16 protein-coding genes are annotated in these 19,353 nt (G+C 40.2%); 7 read left to right on the top strand and 9 right to left on the bottom strand.

Annotation, left to right across the window (positions count from 1 at the left end; all coding sequences use genetic code 11):
* Nucleotides 1-73: 73 nt before the first annotated feature.
* On the top strand, nucleotides 74-652 hold the full coding sequence (locus GM920_RS19170; RefSeq protein WP_182960838.1) for an RNA polymerase sigma factor: 579 nt from the start codon (nucleotides 74-76) through the stop codon (nucleotides 650-652).
* Nucleotides 645-1,877 carry a carboxypeptidase regulatory-like domain-containing protein gene (locus GM920_RS23945; RefSeq protein ID WP_182960502.1) on the top strand — a complete coding sequence of 411 codons (1,233 nt, stop codon included), beginning with the start codon at nucleotides 645-647 and terminating at the stop codon, nucleotides 1,875-1,877. The genes GM920_RS19170 and GM920_RS23945 overlap by 8 nt, the downstream gene beginning before the upstream one ends.
* Before the next feature lie 157 nt (nucleotides 1,878-2,034).
* On the opposite strand, the gene GM920_RS19180 is transcribed toward GM920_RS23945, so the two are convergent.
* From GM920_RS19180 to GM920_RS19205, 6 genes are all read right to left on the bottom strand, one after another.
* Nucleotides 2,035-3,045 carry an inorganic phosphate transporter gene (locus tag GM920_RS19180; RefSeq protein WP_182960504.1) on the bottom strand — a complete coding sequence of 337 codons (1,011 nt, stop codon included), beginning with the start codon at nucleotides 3,043-3,045 and terminating at the stop codon, nucleotides 2,035-2,037.
* A gap of 12 nt (nucleotides 3,046-3,057) precedes the next feature.
* Nucleotides 3,058-3,699: a DUF47 domain-containing protein gene (locus GM920_RS19185; RefSeq protein WP_062550694.1), complete on the bottom strand. Its 642-nt coding sequence runs from the start codon at nucleotides 3,697-3,699 to the stop codon at nucleotides 3,058-3,060.
* 146 nt (nucleotides 3,700-3,845) lie between these two features.
* A complete protein-coding gene (locus GM920_RS19190; protein WP_182960506.1) occupies nucleotides 3,846-4,871 on the bottom strand; it encodes a sensor histidine kinase in 1,026 nt (341 codons plus the stop codon).
* 34 nt (nucleotides 4,872-4,905) lie between these two features.
* Nucleotides 4,906-5,553, bottom strand: coding sequence for an HD domain-containing protein (locus GM920_RS19195; protein WP_182960508.1), 648 nt, complete (start codon nucleotides 5,551-5,553; stop codon nucleotides 4,906-4,908).
* A gap of 60 nt (nucleotides 5,554-5,613) precedes the next feature.
* A complete protein-coding gene (locus GM920_RS19200) occupies nucleotides 5,614-5,874 on the bottom strand; it encodes a helix-turn-helix domain-containing protein (protein ID WP_182960510.1) in 261 nt (86 codons plus the stop codon).
* Between the two features lie 118 nt (nucleotides 5,875-5,992).
* A complete protein-coding gene (locus GM920_RS19205) occupies nucleotides 5,993-7,177 on the bottom strand; it encodes a THUMP domain-containing class I SAM-dependent RNA methyltransferase (RefSeq protein WP_182960512.1) in 1,185 nt (394 codons plus the stop codon).
* Nucleotides 7,178-7,249: 72 nt separating this feature from the next.
* Here GM920_RS19205 and GM920_RS19210 point away from each other — a divergent pair, with 72 nt between their 5' ends.
* From GM920_RS19210 to GM920_RS19220, 3 genes are all read left to right on the top strand, one after another.
* Complete coding sequence (locus GM920_RS19210) at nucleotides 7,250-7,615, top strand: DUF3127 domain-containing protein (protein WP_062550689.1); 366 nt, start codon at nucleotides 7,250-7,252, stop codon at nucleotides 7,613-7,615.
* Between the two features lie 312 nt (nucleotides 7,616-7,927).
* Complete coding sequence (locus GM920_RS19215) at nucleotides 7,928-9,766, top strand: ATP-binding protein (RefSeq protein ID WP_182960514.1); 1,839 nt, start codon at nucleotides 7,928-7,930, stop codon at nucleotides 9,764-9,766.
* The gene (locus GM920_RS19220) at nucleotides 9,766-10,461 is read left to right on the top strand and encodes a response regulator transcription factor (RefSeq protein ID WP_182960516.1); all 696 of its coding nucleotides are present in this window, start codon (nucleotides 9,766-9,768) and stop codon (nucleotides 10,459-10,461) included. Before GM920_RS19215 ends, GM920_RS19220 begins: the two co-directional genes overlap by 1 nt.
* Here GM920_RS19220 and GM920_RS19225 read toward each other — a convergent pair.
* Both GM920_RS19225 and GM920_RS19230 read right to left on the bottom strand, forming a co-directional pair.
* Nucleotides 10,458-11,231, bottom strand: a complete 774-nt coding sequence (locus GM920_RS19225) for a GLPGLI family protein (RefSeq protein ID WP_182960518.1) — start codon at nucleotides 11,229-11,231, stop codon at nucleotides 10,458-10,460. The two genes, GM920_RS19220 and GM920_RS19225, sit on opposite strands and share 4 nt — an antisense overlap.
* An 82-nt stretch (nucleotides 11,232-11,313) precedes the next feature.
* A complete protein-coding gene (locus GM920_RS19230; protein WP_182960520.1) occupies nucleotides 11,314-14,121 on the bottom strand; it encodes an outer membrane beta-barrel family protein in 2,808 nt (935 codons plus the stop codon).
* Between the two features lie 208 nt (nucleotides 14,122-14,329).
* Here GM920_RS19230 and GM920_RS19235 point away from each other — a divergent pair, with 208 nt between their 5' ends.
* Complete coding sequence (locus GM920_RS19235) at nucleotides 14,330-15,853, top strand: sulfatase family protein (protein ID WP_182960521.1); 1,524 nt, start codon at nucleotides 14,330-14,332, stop codon at nucleotides 15,851-15,853.
* 222 nt (nucleotides 15,854-16,075) lie between these two features.
* Entirely contained in the window at nucleotides 16,076-18,358 is a 2,283-nt protein-coding gene (locus GM920_RS19240) for a helix-turn-helix domain-containing protein (protein WP_182960523.1), read from the top strand.
* Here the strand turns inward: GM920_RS19240 and dapF are convergent, their stop codons facing one another.
* The gene (gene dapF / locus GM920_RS19245) at nucleotides 18,359-19,144 is read right to left on the bottom strand and encodes a diaminopimelate epimerase (RefSeq protein ID WP_182960525.1); all 786 of its coding nucleotides are present in this window, start codon (nucleotides 19,142-19,144) and stop codon (nucleotides 18,359-18,361) included.
* Nucleotides 19,145-19,353 lie beyond the last annotated feature (209 nt).

Here is a 19,353-nt window from a genome sequence, read left to right on the forward strand (position 1 = left end):
AAGCTTTAAAGAATTTCCACACCTTTATCAGAAAATATTTTTATACTTGATCGAATTATGTTCCAGACGCCAATTGAAATTTATTAAAAACAATACCAGAATCCAGGAGCAGGATGATGCTGCTTTGATTGCCCGATATAAAATCAGTGGCGACCTGGGGGCATTGGGCCAACTTTACAATAAATACATGCACTTGGTTTTTGGGGTTTGCCTCAATTACCTGAAAGATGAAGAGCAAAGTAAAGATGCAGTCATGCAGATCTTCGAAGAACTGGTCGTTAAATTAAAAATCCATGAAGTGCAGAATTTCAAAAGCTGGCTTCATGTGTTATCCAGGAATTACTGTTTAATGGCCATCCGTAAAAATTCCAAGCATACAACCGTCTCTATGGACGAGACTTTTGTGGAAAACACAGAATTTGTGCATCTTGATATAGATGATACAAAGGAAGAGCAACTAACGGTGATGGAGCGGTGTATCGAGAAATTACCAGAAGAACAGCGCATCAGCGTGCAATTGTTCTATTTGGAAGAGAAGTGTTATAAAGAAGTTGCAGATCTTACCGGATATGATATGTTGAAGGTAAAGAGCTATATCCAAAATGGAAAGCGGAACTTGAAAATTTGTATAGAAAAAAATAGTGGTGAATAACGATTGGTTAGATATAGGAGTCTTAGAGGATTATCTGGACGGTAAGCTTGACGCAAAAGCGATGAATAGGGTAGAGCGTGAGGCACTGGAAGATCCCTTTGTAGCCGAAGCTTTGGCCGGACTTAGTGCCTCGCCTAAACGGTCATTGGCGTCAATTTCTTTATTACAAAAGCAGTTGAAGGAACGGGTTGCCGAGCATCATGTGGCTAAGAAAACAAAAGTAATTACCTGGCAGCGGTTGAGTATTGCGGCAACTGCAGCAGTATTGTTTATTGGAGTGAGTATTATCTTCTGGATGAAAGAAGTGGCACAACAAAATCAATTGGCCAAACAAGGAAAAGAAGTTGAGGTCAATATAAAGCCCGAAGGTTCATCGGTTGAAATTCCTTCAGCAGATGCTGTTTCGGCTTCGACAACCAAGGAAGCATTGGTGAAAAATAAGAATAATGATCCTTCAGTCGCCGCTAGCGCATTTGCGGGATCATCAGTAGCTGGCCAGCGCAAGAAGGAAATAGTAGATAAAGCATTCCAGAAGGCAAAAACCAATAGCTATGCCGCAAATACAAAGAAAAAAGCAACAGCTAATTTAAATGAAGTTGCGATACCCGTAGCAGAACAAACAGAAACCGCAGCTATAGTCATGGCCGCAACGCAAAGTGCTTATGCCAGTCCGATGGCAAAATCTGCACGAATGAGGGCAGTGCCAGCTCTATTGTTAGCGGGGAAAGTAGTTTCTGAGCTAGATGGAAAACCTGTAGCTGGTGCGGCGGTGAAAATTGTACAAGGAACAGCTGGAAATGTAACAATGACAGATGCCAACGGTGAATTTAAAATACCCGCAGATAGCATCATGAAAGACTATACCCTTGCGGTAAGTCACCCTGGTTTTGCGCCTAATAGATTAGTTGCCAGATTAAATGAACCGATTGGTGTGACCTTAAAAAAGGACCTGATGATTGGGGCAGCATTCATCCCGGTGGGTGGCTGGGATAAGTACAATCAGTATCTGGAGCAGAACAATCGCCTGACGAAAGCGCATACGCTTGGTGCCACAGTACAGGTCAGCTTCCTGATTGGAAAAGATGGTAAGCCTTATGATTTCAAAATACTAAGAACCCCTGGAGCGAAGTATGATAAAGAAGCCATCAGGCTGATTTCAGAAGGACCTAAATGGGAACAGCCATTTAATCCAGAAGGAAGAGTACAGTTAGGGGTTAAATTTTAATTGGCATCTTATCAAGATCAAATTCCTGTCAGGGAGCAGTCCTGAAATTCATAGACATAAAAAAACCGGAACAAGTGTTCCGGTTTTTTTATGGGAGATACTCCCAATATGATTTTTGCTAGCTGCTTTTGATCAGCAACGATTCAAATTTGACGTATTAAAAGAAGAGGTGGATTACACTGTAAACAAGTGCTGCAAGTGTAGCTGATACCGGAATAGTCAGTACCCATGCCCATAGTAAACTTACTGTAACTCCCCAACGTACTGCGGATACTCTTTTCAATAAACCTACCCCAACGATAGATCCTGTGATCGTATGCGTAGTAGATACTGGAATACCAAAGTGTTCTGTGATTCCTAAGGTTACGGCACCAGCAGTTTCTGCGGCTACCCCTTCAAAGGCGTTCACTTTTGTGATTTTAGAACCCATTGTTTTCACAATTTTCCAACCACCACTCATGGTACCTAATGCGATTGCCGCATAACAAGAGATTGGAATCCATTCTGGCATGGTGTCACCAGTTTTAAGGACATTTGCAGCAACCATCGCTACGTAGATGATCCCCATTACTTTTTGAGCATCGTTACCACCATGCGTAAAACTTAGGGCAGCAGAAGAGATCAATTGAAGTCTTTTGAACCATTTCTCTGCAACAGATGGGCGTGCATTTTTGGAAATATGTAGGATAATAATAGATATAATCACGGAGATCACCATACCGATCACCGGAGCAAGCACAATAAAGGCCACTACTTTCAGAATTGGCGCAAGGTTAATTGCCGACATTACGCCGACTCCTAATGTTGCTGCTTTCGCCATACCAGCTCCAGCAAAACCACCAATCAGGGTATGCGATGAACTGGAAGGAATACCGAACCACCAAGTAAAAAGATTCCAGGTGATGGCAGCTAAAAGGCCGGCCAGGATCACTTCTAGTGTGATAAAGTTTTCCACTACCGTTTTCGCAATTGTATTGGCTACTTTATGGTCAGTGAAATAAAAATATGCAGCGAAATTAAAGAGAGCGGCCCATAACACTGCCTGAAAAGGCGATAATACTTTCGTTGATACAATGGTTGCAATAGAATTTGCTGCATCGTGAAAGCCATTGATATAATCGAAGGCAATTGCCAGGACAATTACAACGACCAATAAGGTAGTTACCATTTTTTTGAAGGATTAAGCGTTCTTTACCAAAATAGATTCCAACACATTTGCTGCATCTTCACATTTATCTGTAGCCATTTCTAAGGTCTGCAGTACTTCTTTTTGTTTGATTAATTCAATTGCATTAGTCTCAAATTCAAATAAACGAGCAATCGCAAGGTTCGTTACATAGTCAGCTTGATTCTCACCGCTATTGATTCTCACACAAGCATCAGCAATCACACGGATGTTTTTGAAACTTCTCAATTCTTTAATTGCCTTATCCAAATCGGTACACATCTCAACCAGCAATTCTGCTAATTTGATCATCGCATCACCAATATGAACAATATTATACAGCTCAATGTTACTCGCAGATGCATGAATATAATCCGCAATATCATCAACGGCACTCGCTAATGCATGGATATCTTCTCTGTCGAATGGAGTAATGAAGTTTTTGCTTAATTCTAAGAAGATAGAATGGGTAATGTCGTCACCAACATGCTCTAAACGTTCCACTTCTTTAATGTATTCTTTTCTTCTTTCCAGATCTGTTGCACTAAGGGCAAGCAATAGGGCTTCAGAAATTTTCAATACATTACTACCTGCCTGCTCGAATAATGGCTGGAATTTTTTGTCTTTTGGCGTGAAGAACTTAAAAATGCTATTCATCTGTTATATTATATTTTGTTTTAATTGTTAGATGAAAACCCGCATAATGCCCTGGCCATCCTACTTATAAAATATGATACAAAAGTATGAGTGTAATGTTAAGTTAATGTTAAGTGTTAAGTTATTTTATAAAAGCTTTGTCATTGTTAACCAATCTTTTGCAAAGTGAAGGCAAAAGTGGTTCCAATTTGTAAAGTGCTTCTTACCGAAATAATCTGTTGGTGTGCCTCCAGGATGTGTTTTACGATGGCCAGGCCTAGTCCCGTACCACCCTCTTGTCTGGATCTGTGAGAATCGATTCTGTAGAAACGTTCGAATAAACGAGGGAGGTGTTTTTCCTCAATTCCAATCCCATCATCGGTCACTTCAATCAGATATTGGTCATGAAGTTCGAAAATTTTAATGGCAGTGGAACCATTTTCCTTTCCATATTTGATGGAATTTTGAATCAGGTTGATCATGACCTGACGAATTTTTTCCCTGTCGGCATTTACATAAGCCGGGTGTGTGTATTTATCCTTGAAGGAGATTGTGATGTTTTTTGTTTTTGCCTTGTCTTCAAGGCCTTCCATAACCTCTTTAGCGAGCAACACAAAATCAAATTTTGTATAGTTTATCGGAATCTCTCCGGTCTCTAACTTTGAAATGGAATCCAGATCGTTGATGAGATAGCTTAAGCGTTCTACATTGTTCTCCGCTTTTTTCAGAAACTTAACTGCCATTTCCGGATCATCCGTCAAGCAGTCTTGTAAAGTCTCAATATATCCTTGTATGGCAAATAAGGGAGTTTTAAATTCATGAGATACATTCGACAGGAATTCTCTTCTAAACTGCTCCTGTTTTTTCAGGATATCAATTTCGCGTTTTTTCGCACCTGCCCATTCTTTCACTTCTTGTTCCACGTCATTGATGGGGTCGCTGCTAACATATTCTCCCAATGCATCTTTTAAGTCTCTTCCTAATTTTAAATTGTGAATCAGTTTATAAATCAGCACGATTTTAGAATAGATGTATTTTTCCAAGAGATAATAAAATACAATGAAACTGGTCATAAAAGCCACCCCAAAAGACACCGCCATAAAATACCAGCTTTGTTGGAAATAGAAATTGACCAAACCAATCGATAGGCCTACTGCAAATGCAGCAATTAGAACGAGGACGCTTAACTTCATGCAGGCAATTTACAATTTAGATTTAAATTCCACGTTAAATCTTTCCTTCCCATTCTTTATAGAAATGATCCAGGTAAACGAGCATAAAATCATGGCGTTGTGCTGCAATTTCTTTTCCGGTATTTGTTTTCATGAGGTCTTTTAATTTCAAAAGCTTTTCATAAAAATGATTGAGGGTAGGCGTGGTCGCAGTTTTGTATTCTTCCTTACTCATATTGAGATTGGGCGCAATTTCTGGGTCGTATAAAACTCGGTTCTTATAACCCCCATACGTAAATGCACGGGCGATCCCAATGGCACCAATGGCATCCAGGCGATCTGCATCCTGCACAATATCCAGTTCCTTAGATTTAAAGGTAACTGTACCTAAGCTGGCTTTATAGCTTAAATTCCTAATGATTTGTTGAACATGATGTATTTGTCCTGGATCGAGACCTAGTGTGCTTAAGAAATCTCCGGCTATTTTTGGACCAATTTCTTCATCACCGTTATTAAATTTAGGGTCGGCAATATCATGCAACAGCGCAGCCAAGGCTACAAGAAGCTCGTCACCTTTCTCCGTTAAATTGATATGCAGGGCATTCTTGTACACACGCTCAATGTGAAACCAATCATGCCCGGCTTCCGCCCCTGCTAATGTTTTTTTAACAAATGCGATGGTTTTTTCCAGGATGCTATTCATATAATTCTGCTTTGTTGCAAAAGTATCTGAAATCATCCGATAAAAAAATGATGTGGAGAATTAACCGGAAACCCTAAGGGCATCTACGAATTCTGCAGGTTTAAAATAAAGTAATTGATTGGGTTTGACATCCAGAATGTTGGCAATCTGGCATAATCGCTCTACAGTTAGCTTACTGTGACCCAGCTCGATTTTACTGTAAGCATTTTGAGAGATGTGTAATTTTGCAGCAAGATACTCCTGTGTTAAGGATTTGATTTTCCTGATCTTTTTGATCGTTGTAGGAATTTCTCTAACGTTAATCTCGATTTGGTCATTCATAGTTTGGGAAGTTTAGTTTACGTTTATTCTATTATCTATTTCTAGATGTATAAAGGTATAAACGTAAACTAAACAGGAATAGATTTAAAAAAAGAAAATAAAACACATTTTCTCTAATCTACGCTTTAATCTCCTTTGGTTCAGCTCTCCTGGTACCATCATATAACTCATATTCGAGCATTCGACAATCTAGTTTGCCATTATAGAATTCGATCTTCTTGGTGGCTTTAAGGCCGATTTTCTTTGCCAGGTCTGGGTTTCCGGTAAAAATATAACCGAAATAACCTTTACATTCTTGTTTCATGAAATCACCTACTCTTTTGTAAGTTGCTTCTAGAACGGAATGTACTCCTAAGCGCTCTCCATATTCCGGGTTAAAAACTACAACACCTTTTCCGCCTTCAGGAACTTTAGTTTCTGCGAAGTCACAAACTTCAAAAGTGATTAATGTATCAACACCAGCGGTTTGCGCGTTTTTGCGACTCACTTCAACGGCATCTTCTGAAAGATCTGTTGCAATAATTGTTAGGTCTATATTTTTAATCACCTGTTCTTTCAGAATACGGCGCTCTGCAAAGAATACCTCCTCATCATAACCTAGAATGTGCATAAAACCGTAATTCATACGGAATAGTCCGGGACGACGATTTGTGGCCAGTAAAGCGGCCTCAATTGCCAGTGTTCCTGAACCACACATCGGGTTAACAAATGGTGATTTTTGATCCCATTGTGTACTCATGATTACACCCGCTGCCAATGCTTCTAACATCGGTGCTTTTCCAGGGATTTTACGGTAGCCATGTTTGGCCAGGGTTTCTCCGGAAGTATCCAAAAAGATGTCTGCCTCACTGTCCTTCCAGTAAAGGTGTACCACTGCTTTATTGGCGTCTGATCCTGAATTTGGACGGATTCCTTTTTTGTCTTTAATGCGGTCTACAATCGCGTCTTTTACTTTTAGATTGGCAAAAAGAGGCGTCGTGATGGTTGGGTTATCCACATTTGAAGTCACGGAGAAGTATCCCGAGAAATCAATCAGTGATTCCCACTCCATATCCACCAGCTCCCGGTATAATTCTTCCGGGTTATTGGCTTTGAAGCTTTTTAAGCAATATAAAATCTGACTGGCACACCTCAGGTTTAAATTCAACTTGATGCACTCAGTAAGGGTTATATTCAACTCCACTCCCGTAGGGAAGTCCCTAACAATAGTGTAGCCCAGGGCTTTAACCTCTTCCTGTAAGTATGGCGATAATCGCTTGTTGCAGGTTAGTATAACCTTGCTTTTTGTGTGGAAAACTTGCATAATATATTGTGCGAAGTTATCAATAAAAATATAGAGATTTGAACTTTGTACGAGAATAAAACAGTAATTGTTATGGAAATAAAAGGAAAAGTGCATGAAATTGGTGCATTACAACAGGTGAGTGAGACTTTTAAGAAACGTGACCTGATTATAGAATACGCAGAAAATCCTACTTATCCTGAATACATCAGGTTTGAAGCTTTACAAGATAAAACAGCTTTATTCGATAGCTTAAAAACTGGTGATGATGTGGAAGTTTCTTTTAACTTACGCGGTCGTCCATGGACTGATAAAACAGGAAAAACATCATATTTCAATAGCTTGGTGGTATGGCGTATCAATGCCTTAACTCCAGGAGCAGCTGCAGCAACGCCAGCTTATGCTCCACCAGCAGATTTGAACAATGCTCCAGGTGAGGAAGACGATCTTCCTTTCTAAAGATCTTTTTTAAACGATAGACAAATTGACCACGAGCCTGTCCGATTTATTCGGACAGGCTTTATTTTTATCGGACTATTCCCTTTGTCATTTCCATACCGGAGCTAGCCTTCATTGAATAGGTAATATCCCAAGTTCAGGTTTAGTGACGTTTGGTTTTGATTGCCAAAACGATTATTTTTCTTAAAGCATATTTCGAATGAAAAGGAGTAGGATTAGTTTAATCCGGGTAATTTAAGGGCAATCAGCGTGTTAAAAAGTGTTAAATAAGCAGGTTTTTGCCAGACCTTATCTATTTTTGGATGTTATAGAATGAAGAAAAGAAGCCTTTGGTTGATCACCGCTCTAATGACCGTCGCTTTGTTAGGGGTCTTTGTAATGCAGTTGTATTACATTAGGGAGGCTTATGCTTTAAAATCTCAACTTTTTGAACAGGACGTGAGCCAGGCCTTAAATGCCGTGGTGAACAAGGTGCAGAAGCGTTACGCTGCTACTCATTTGTATAAGAAGGAAGGTCAGCTGAAAGAAGAACGAGAAGCAGAACTGAGAGATAAAGCGCAGATCCTGGTTGAATTTAAGGAACAACATAAGGCAAAGGAAGAACGCCGGAAACTGGAGCAACAGAAGAAAATTATTGCTGATCTGAATATGCAGGACAGTGTGATTCGAGTTACTTACCTCAGGCCGATGATCGTCACTGAAAAGGAATACGCCTCGATGTCCAGCCTGGATGACGATAAAAAATCGCCCCTGCAGGTAGATATGAATTTTGGCGTAGATAAGTCCGGAAACGTCGTTACTGCCAATGTTAATCAGGTCTATATCCCAGAAAAAGCACAAACTTTTAAAGTATCAACCGATAAGCTTCCAGATAGCATCCGCTACCTGGCCTTTAATCCATTTAGCAAAAAACCGCTGTTAATTACATTGCCTAGGATTTCTCCGGATATGGTCGCTAAGTTTAAAAGCGAAGATGAGATCGAAAATCAGAAATTTAAAAGAGCCTTTAAAGATCTTTTAAAAGACACGGTGATCATTAAAGCCAATAGCTTGAACTACCTCGAAGACGTAGCTAAGGAAATGCGTCAGGAAAATGTGCCAATAGCGGAGCGGGTACCTAGAGATGTGCTGGATACCTTGATCCGAACGGAACTCCTAAATAGGAACATCAAACTCGATTACGATTTCTGGGTGAAACTGGCCAGTAAAGATTCTGTTGTCTACCGTAAAGTTTCTCAGGGAAGTGCAGTGCCGACTCCGGCAAATCTGCATAAGGTAACGCTGTTTAGTGATGACATCTTTAGAGATCCGGGGATGTTATTTGTCACCTTCCCAAAAGAAAACTCTTTAATCTTTAATAACCTGAGCGCGACCATGGCTTCCTCGGCTGCTTTATTACTCGTACTTGTTTTCATTTTCTCTTATACCATCTATACCATTTTAAAGCAAAAGAAAATCTCAGAGATGAAAACGGATTTCATCAACAACATGACCCATGAGTTTAAAACTCCTGTAGCGACCATTATGATTGCCAGTGAGGCACTAAAAGATCCGGAGATTACAGAAGACAAGAACAGGGTGAAAAGATTGGCAGGGATCATCTATGATGAGAACGTGAGATTGGGAAATCATATCGAAAGGGTATTGAGTATTGCCCGTCTGGAGAAGAAAGAATTAAAGCTCGAAGAAACAGAAGTGAATGTAAATGAACTGATCCTCGTAGTGGTAGACAGTATGGATTTACAGCTGCAAAAGAAAGGAACAGACCTGCGGTTGAATCTTGATGCCAAGCAGCCTTTAATCTTTGCTGATGAACTACACCTTTCCAATGTTATTTATAACCTGATTGATAACGCGAATAAATATAGTATCGGAACACCGATAATTACGATTGCTACACGAAATACCCAAAAGCACCTGATTATTGAAGTCAGTGACGCGGGGATTGGCATGACAAAAGAAGAAACAAAACGTATTTTTGATCAATTCTATAGGGTGCCTACCGGAAATTTACATGATGTGAAAGGATTTGGCCTGGGCTTGAATTATGTCCAGGACATCATCGAACAAATGGGAGGGCACGTCAAGGTGCATAGTGAAAAAGACAAAGGTACTGTATTTGAAATAATCTTACCCCTAAACCGTAACTAATGAAAAAAATTCTATTGGTAGAAGATGATCCGAATTTGGGGTTGCTTTTGCAAGATTACCTGCAATTGAAAGGAAAATTTGAGGTGGTGCTCTGTGTGGATGGAGAAGAAGGCCTGAAGGCTTTTTCAAAACAAGAATTTGACCTTTGTATTTTGGATGTCATGATGCCTAAAAAGGATGGGTTCACGCTGGGAAAAGAGATCAGAAAGATCAACCAGCAGGTGCCTATTATTTTTGCTACCGCAAAGGCCATGATGGAAGATAAAGCATCGGCATATGATCTGGGTGGAGACGATTACATCACCAAACCTTTCCGTATAGAAGAATTATTGCTACGTATTAATGCACTTTTAAAACGAGTGACGATTAAAGAGGCTGCTGATGTGGCGCCAGTAGAAACGCAATTCCAGATTGGAGATTATACCTTTGATTATACCACCCAGCTGATTCATTATAAAGGACAGCAACAAAAGCTAAGTACCAAAGAAGCGGAGTTACTACAATTACTTTGTTTGAAGAAAAATGCGGTTTTGACCAGGGAAGAAGCCTTGTTGAGCATCTGGCATGACGACAATTATTTTAACGGTCGGAGTATGGATGTATTCCTAAGTAAGTTAAGGAAGTACCTTAGGGAAGACCCTAAGGTAGAAATCCTCAACGTGCATGGAAAAGGTTATAAATTACTTGTCAATTAGATCGTGAGAGCCTTCATTATGGTTTGAGCATAAGTACCCCAATCTTTTACCACCCCCTTTAGGGTGTCATTTAATCCTTTATTATTTACTGCCTTGCCTTTCACTGGAGCTTTTAATTCTGCTGCGGTGACTGGCCTGTCTTTTACTGCGGTCGCAAACCAACTGATGTTTTCATGTGGTAAAGCGACGCCCAGAATCATCCCCGGTAAGCCATTGAAAGATTCCGGACCTCCGGAAACAGGGATTTTATCCGTATAAAATGCCACCACATAAATAGAGTCCATCATCACTGCATTGGCTCTTCTACATTCAAATCCAGCAATTTCCCGCGTCTCAGAAGTGAGCTTCCAATTGATTTTTCTTAAGCTGTCTTTCACCAGGAATATTTCTTCAAACACCTTCTTCTGTGTAATGGCACTACCGGTAGCGAAATCACCAAAAATGGTGTTAATCTGCATGGCATTTGGATCACTACCAAAAAATCCATTCCCGTCTTTTTGAGTGTCTTCTATTGGGGTGTATAAAGATTTATCCTTTGAAAAAACCAGGGTGCTTTTCAAGATTTTGAATTGCGGTTGGTTTTTCTTGTAGGCATCAAAAGCAGGTTGCATATAAGCTTCATTGTCTTTATTGATGCGTTTTTTTAGGGTCGCATACATGTTCATCTTTCTTTCAAATTCAATCACACCGTCAGTGGTGAAGCGTGCATTCTGTGCACGGCTGCCCAGATAGCCAAGTAATATAGTAAGGGTAATTAGTGTCTTTTTCATCAGTATAATATTTGTTTTTTTAATGAAATCAGGCTAAGTGTTATCATTGCGCTGAGTAATCGCTTAGCATGATTTCACGTGGTTATTGTTTTGGTGCTCCTCCGCCCATTTTATTGAAATCCCAGGTCAGTGATGCCATGAAGTATCTTCCAATAGTATTGTATCTTCTTTGGGTAATTAAATTGCTGCTGGCACTTCTGTCAAAACCAGTATTTTGATTTAATAAGTCATTGGCAGCAAGCGATAGCTTTAAATCTTGTGCTTTGAAGAATTTTTTGCTGATGTTCGCATTCCAGATGAAACGCTCAAATGACTGATTAAAGGATTTTGTTTTTGCTCTGTATTCGTACTGCGCATCGGAGCCGAGTTCAATTTTTCCAGGAAGGTAAACGGTGAAATTAGCATTTCCATTGGCTGACCATCCATTGTCATTAAATTCTTTCTGTAAAGAAGAATTGCTAATGGTGTAAGTTGGTCCCGCGGAAATGTAAGCATCATATTTTTTCTCTTTGCGTTTAGAAATACTGATGCTACCATTGTAATTCATGTTATTAGTGGTATTGAAATCTTGGTTAACCATACTGTAACTGGTACCGCCGTTTAAACCTCCATTAAAGCCCGCTTCGATATCTAAGCCCTTAATCTTCCTGTAGTAATTAATATAAGTACCAAAATTTGTTGGTGTTTTTCCATCAATATTGATCGGCTTATGGGTACTCTTACCCTCGTTATCGATCGTGGTTTGATTGGCAATCGCATTAGAGGTAAAACTGGTGTAAACGTTGAACCAGATTGATTCGCCGCTCATCACCTTATAAGAACCAAAATTGGCATTAATCCGACTGTTATACGAAGGTCTTAAATCAGGGTTTCCATCATAAATATTTAATGGATCATTGTTTACCTTTACCGGTTGTAGTTGATTGATGCTTGGCTGTGTAGTATTTCCATAATAATCAAATCGAAGTGATTTCATCTGTGAGAAAGCATATTTGTAACTCAGTGAAGGATTCCAGTTAGTGAATTTCCTGTCAAAACGCTCTTGAGTCAAACCATCTTTTTGTTTGAAATTTACATCAGATATCTTTGTGCCGAAATTTATGGTGGTCTTGTCTTTCTTAAAATTGAAGACCGCCCCTCCCTGATTGGAAATTTGGTTTAGTTTGAAATCATTACTGAATTCCATATCCAGGTCGGTGTACTGTCCAGCCGCATTTTTGTTGTACGATTTCCTTACAGAAGTCCCTTGACTGATATTCAGTCCGTAGTTAAGAACTACTGACCAGGTTTTAGTAATTGGCTCCGTATAAGTAGCATTCGAGCTGAATGCGGCCATGTCGTTGTGGCTGGTTTTGTATTGATCCAACACCTGTTCTCTTGTGAATTCACCATTGATGTCAAAAAACTGATTTAAGGAATAAACATTGCCTTTGTTGTTCTTTTCGGTGTTGCTCTGTCTTAGGTTTAATGAAAACGTACGGCCTTTTTTCTTGAGTTTTTGTGTATAAAGTACATTTGCATTTAGGTCTCTTTGGTCTCCCTTATTGTCAGAGTGACTCAAGCTGTTGTTGATGGCCGTGCTATCGGCACGCTTACTGTTACCGCTACCTTGTGTATCTGAATTGTTGTTCTTTAATAATCCGTCAACACCCACTTTAATAGTCGCATTGGAGTCCAGACTGATGGTATAGGTAGCGTCTAATTTTTGTCGGAACAGGTGCTTCGTAGAGCGTTCAGCCGCATTGCTCCTAATTAATGAAGTTTCTGATCCTTCAGGCAAGTTGTTTTGCGTCTTTGTACTGCTGTTACTAGTTACGTCAATCGCGCCAACTTTATAATTTGTATTGATATTTTCTTTGTCTTTGTTCCATTTATTGGAGAAATGGCCTCCTCCGCTTAGCGTTTTGGGTAAACCTTCGCCATTGTATTGACCATTATAGGAGTCCAGACCATCGTCGCCGCCGCCTGAAGAGAACATGTACATCCCATCATCGCTCATTTGGAAGTTGCTGGTCCCGAATTTGTTATTGTCGCTCCAGGATAAGCCAGTTTTTCCGTTGTTTCCAATGGTTCCATAAGCGGCAACTTTCTTCTTGCCTTTGAATGCATTGACCATCGCTTGTCCGGAATAGAAATCTTCTGTACCACCTCCGGCATCTACTTTTCCGAAATACCCCTGTTTCTTGTCTTCTTTAAGTTTAATATTAATGGTTTTAGCTTTTTGGCCATCGTCAATACCAGTAAATGCAGCCTGATCACTAGTTTTATCGAACAACTGTACTTTATCTACCATATCGCCACGTAGGTTCTTGGTAACCAAGGTAGGGTCATCGCCGAAAAACTCCTCTCCATCTACCAGAACTTTATTTACGGCCTGTCCTTGGGCGGTAATCTTCCCATCTTTATCAATGGTGATGCCTGGAAGTTGCTTCAGCAAGTCTTCAACTTTTGCATTGGGTTGAATGACATAGGCTGCGGCATTAAATTCGGTTGTATCGCCTTTCATCTTGATGGCATTGACATTTCCTTTGATGATCACATCCTGTAGGAGCGTTGATTTAAGTACCAAATTTAACTTGCCAAAATCATGCATCTTTTTAAGAGAGTCTAAACTGAAGTTTTCGACATAATCTGCGTAGCCAGGATAACTCACGAGAAGGATGAATTTTCCGGCTTTCGAAGGAAGAAGTTTAAAAGCCCCATCACTGCCTGTGCGGGCAAATTTGACGAGTGTTGAATCTTTTGCATTTAAAACGGTGATCGTAGTGTTCACCATTTTATAAGTCGCAGCGGTGTCGGTAACTACACCTCTGACTTCATAATTACTTTGCGAGAACACTAAAAAAGGGCAATAGCAGACTAAAAATAGTAAGAGTAGTTTAAGTTTCATTTTTGGTTGTTTGGATTAACCTAAGTTATAACTAAATATTTAGTGATACGTATTTGTAAACAAGGAATTTTGTTAAATTATGTTAAAGAGTAAAAAATGTTCAGGAATTATAATGAAAAGTGTGCTAAACCCTTTTTAATTGTGCTTTAAAAGGGCTTTATGGATTTGTAATATTGTTGTTTATCTTGGCATTCCTTAAACTACACACATGAATAAGAACCTATTAACCCTTTTTTTTATGGCATTGGCAGGTATCGCCTTTGGCCAGCCTGCTAAGAAATCTGCTAAAAATCTACCCAATGTCATTTATATTTGTGCAGATGACCTAGGTTATGGTGACTTGAGTTGTTATGGCGCAACAAAAATTAACACCCCAAACTTAGACCGTCTGGCGGCAACAGGGATTAGATTTACCGATGGCCATGCCACTTCCGCAACCTGTACGCCTTCCCGTTATGCATTCATGACAGGCGAATACCCATGGCGGAAAAAAGGAACAGGTATTTTACCTGGTGATGCTGCACTGATTATACCCACCAATAAAACGACCCTCCCTAACCTTTTTAAGAAAGCAGGATACCAAACCGGGATTGTAGGGAAATGGCATTTGGGTTTGGGAGATGCAGTAGCTAAAGACTGGAATGGAGAGGTGAAACCAGGACCGAATGAAGTGGGGTTTGACTATTCCTTCATCTTTCCTGCTACTGCAGATCGGGTACCAACAGTATTTCTGGAAAATCATAAAGTACTGGCTTTAGAGGCCAATGATCCTATTGAAGTAGACTATGCAAAAAAGGTTGGCAATGATCCAATTGGGAAAGAACATCCGGAATTGCTTAAAATGCAGAGTTCCCCAGGACAGGGGCACAACCAGACCATCGTAAATGGCATCGGTCGAATCGGTTATATGAGCGGTGGTAAGATGGCCAGATGGGTAGATGAAGAGGTTTCCACGACTTTCTTGAATGTTGCTCAGGGCTTTATTGAGAAACATCAAAAACAACCTTTCTTTTTATATTACGCCTTAACTGAGCCACATGTGCCGCGTATGCCAGCTACCAGGTTTAAAGGAAAAAGTGGACTGGGATTACGAGGTGATGCGATCCTGCAGTTAGATTGGACGATTGGCGAAATCATGAAACAGCTGAAATTGCTGGGTATCGATAAAAATACCATGATCGTGTTTACCAGTGATAACGGTCCGGTGTTAGACGATGGATATCAGGATGAAGCTGTGACCAGGCAAAATGGGCATCAACCTGCCGGGGTGTTACGCGGAGGAAAATATAGTGCGCTGGAAGGTGGTACCAGAGTGCCTTTCATTGTAAACTGGCCAGGCCAGCTGAAACCAAAAGTGTCTCCAGCATTGGTAAGCCAGATGGATTTAATCGCCTCATTTTCAAAATTAATCCAACAGCCGATACCTGGTGGTGATGCCACCGACAGTGAGAATTTACTGGATGCTTTAATGGGGAAATCCCAAAAAGGAAGGTCCGTCTTCGTAGAACAAGGGGGGGCGCTTTCTCTTTTGAAAGATGGCTGGAAATACATCAGTCCAAGTAATGGCGGTACTTTTATGCAGGATGTTGGTATTGAAACCGGGAACCTGCCAACCGCACAGTTGTATCACCTGACAGATGACCTGGGCGAAAAAAATAACCTGGCCGATAAATATCCGGAAAGGGTTAAAGAAATGGCCGCGCTCCTGGAGCAGGTCAAAACAAAAAAATAAATGAAAAGCCGGATTCCTAATCAGAAATCCGGCTTTTTTACTTGTGCGGTTCATGCTTATTGAAAAAATTAGTGTTCCGGACCTTGATTGATATCTGGTAATTTTTTATTTACAATTATTTCTTATGACGATTGTTTTTTAATCTTTATTAATTAACAGCATTCTTCTTATCTTTGAGGACACCAATTTGAAGATGGTTTATTTTTAATTGATGCCTTTAATATGTCTGAACAAAACCCCGCCGAGCTTGCCGCTAAATTTGTAAACTATACTTCCAAACACATCTTTCTAACAGGAAAGGCCGGCACTGGTAAAACTACCTTTTTGCGTAACCTGATTGAACTGACCCATAAAAAGGCAGTCATCGCGGCACCAACAGGTATTGCAGCGATCAATGCTGCGGGGGTGACCATTCATTCTTTATTCCAGCTTCCTTTTGGTACGTATCTGCCTAAAGCTCCGGCTGCAGATGGCGATCATTACAATCAGCAGTACAATACCCCCAAATCTATTGTCCGCCATTTAAACATGACTTCCTCCAAAAGGAAGGTGCTGATCGATATGGAGCTGCTGATTATCGATGAGGTGAGTATGCTTCGCGCCGACTTGCTGGATGCCATAGATATGGTGTTGCGTTACATCAGAAGGAACAACACAGCAAGTTTTGGAGGAGTTCAAGTCTTGTTTATAGGTGATTTACATCAGCTGCCACCAGTAGTGAAATCATCTGAATGGAACCTGATGGGGCAGTTTTATAACAGTGCTTATTTTTTTGATGCACTGGCGCTTCAGAACAATCCACCGATTTATATCGAGCTGGAAAAAATATACAGACAGGCAGATCAGTTGTTCATCAACCTGCTCAATAACCTGCGCAACAATGAAGTGACTGCTGAGGATGTCGCCCTTTTGGATAAATATTATAAGGCTGATTTCAAACCAACAGTAAATGATAAATACATTACCCTTACCACTCATAATAACAAAGCGGATACCCTGAACAAGGAAAGGCTGGAAGAATTAAAAGCTTCTTCCTACCTGTATACAGCCAAAATTGAGAATGATTTTTCTGAGTACGCCTACCCTGCAGAGCATATTCTAGAGCTTAAAAGAGGAGCGCAGGTAATGTTTATTAAAAACGACCCTACTGGCGAACAGCGATTTTTCAATGGAAAGATTGCCATAGTGACTGAGCTAAGAACGGATATGATTGAGGTGCAGGCGGAGGGAACAAATGAAAAGATTATCCTTGAAAAATACACCTGGAAAAATATAAAATACTCCACTGATAAGGTAACTGGTGAGATTACCGAGGAGCTGGCAGGTACATTTACACAGTACCCTTTGAAGCTGGCCTGGGCAATTACAGTACATAAAAGTCAAGGCTTAACTTTTGATAAAGCGATTATTGATATTGGTAGTGCTTTTGCTCCCGGACAAATCTATGTAGCGCTTTCTCGACTTCGTTCACTTGATGGATTGATCCTGACTTCTAAGATTTCAGGCTCCGGTATCCGACAAGATCAAAATGTATCCTTCTTTTCAAAAACTAAAGAAAGTCAACTGAGCCTGGATCAACAGATCGTAACAGAGAGCGATGCTTTCCTGAGGTCTTATTTGTTGCAGTGTTTTGACTTGACTCCACTGGATAATTATGTGTACGAACACGTGCATTCTTATACCAAGGATATTAATAAATCTGCCAAGCAAAAACATGTGAAATGGGCTGGTCAGTTGTTGAAAGATCTGACTGAGGTGAAGGGGAATGCCAATAAATTTCTTTCACAGATTCAAAGAATGTATGCGGTGGATACACCCGAAGGTAGAAAGGCTTTGCTGGAAAGAACTATCGCAGCAGAAAATTATTTCAACCCGATTGTTGTGGGCTTTTCTAAACGCATTTTTGAGCGTATGGAGTTGGTGAAACTGGATAAACAGGTGACCGCCTATTTAACCGAGCTTTTGGAAATGGAAGCTTTGTTTTATGACCAATATAAGAAAATAAGAAAAGCAACCGGGATGTTGAATTCTACCATTAATGGGACGGAGTTTACTAAAAAGGACGTTACCGCATTAATGAGTCAGGCGGAAAGAGCTGCCACCATGGCCAAAGTGTTCGCAGTTCCAGGTAAGCTGGACTTTACCGCCAAAAAAGGAAAGGCTATAAAATCGAAAACTGCTGCTCCAAAAGTGGAGAAAGAACCTAAAATCGATACTAAAGAAGTTTCTTTAGAAATGTTGAAAGCTGGAAAAACGCTTGCAGAAATTGCTTCTGAACGTAAAATGGTGATCGGTACCATCGAAGGGCACCTGGCTTTCTACGTAGCTAAACATGAGGTTTCAGCCAAAGATATTATCGGCAAAAAGAAACTGGATAAAATTCTTAAAGCGATTCAGGACTTAAAGACCCTCCAGATGAATCCAATTAGGGAACATCTGGGTAGGGACTATACGTTTGGTGAAATTAAAATTGGTGTGGCCGCACACCTTGCAGAAGGGGAGTAATTATACCATAACTTCCCCTGTAAATACCTGTACCGCCGGACCACATAGAAATATATTGCGGAATTTTGAACCGTCATAATCAAATTGGATGCGTAAATCGCCTCCTAATACCTTGATTGGGGTTTCAATATGTCCCTCTTGTTTCAAATGTTGCGCCATCGATAAGGCCACAGCTGTTACTCCGGTTCCGCAGGCATAAGTTTCATCTTCTACACCTCTTTCGAAAGTACGTACAAAGAAATGGTCTCCCTGATTTTCTACAAAGTTTACATTGATTCCAGCTACTTTATAAGTGTCGCTATTGCGGATCGCTTTTCCTTCTGTGAAGACATCCTTGTCCTTTAAGCCAGTCACTTGTAATACATAGTGTGGTGAGCCAGTATTTAAAACATAGGCATCTCCATCTTTTTCAATGTTGTCAATGTCGATCATTTGTAAGTTGACCCAATCGCCTTCAGCGGAAATTTTGGCATAATGTGGTCCGTCTACTGCCAAAAATTCAGTCTCTATGTCGATGATGCCCAGGTACTTGGCAAATGCAACGATGCATCTTCCTCCATTTCCACACATGCTGCCCAACTTTCCGTCTGCATTGAAGTATAACATTTCAAAATCATGTGTTTCATGGGTCTGAAGCAACATTAATCCGTCAGCTCCGATGCCAAAACGCCTGTTACACAGGTCTAAAACCGCATTATTATCCTTATATTGAAAAGATAAATCCCGGTTGTCAATTAAAATAAAGTCATTTCCTGCGCCCTGGTACTTGAAGAACTTGGTTTTCATAAACGGTTTATAGTTGTTGTTTTAACATTTTTTAACAGTTTTAATCGCCTGTTACTAATGCAAATATCGTTGATCTGGTATTAAATTTGACTAAACCAATGAAAAGAAAAGTTCTTAGCAGGTAAAAAAACAATGCCTTCTGACTTTTCCCCAATTGAGAAGATTGGTTGAATCAGAAGGAATGGAGTGAATTAAAAACATACAAAAAA

Origin of the sequence: Pedobacter gandavensis (genome assembly GCF_014172405.1) — a bacterium.
Lineage (GTDB): Bacteria > Bacteroidota > Bacteroidia > Sphingobacteriales > Sphingobacteriaceae > Pedobacter > Pedobacter gandavensis.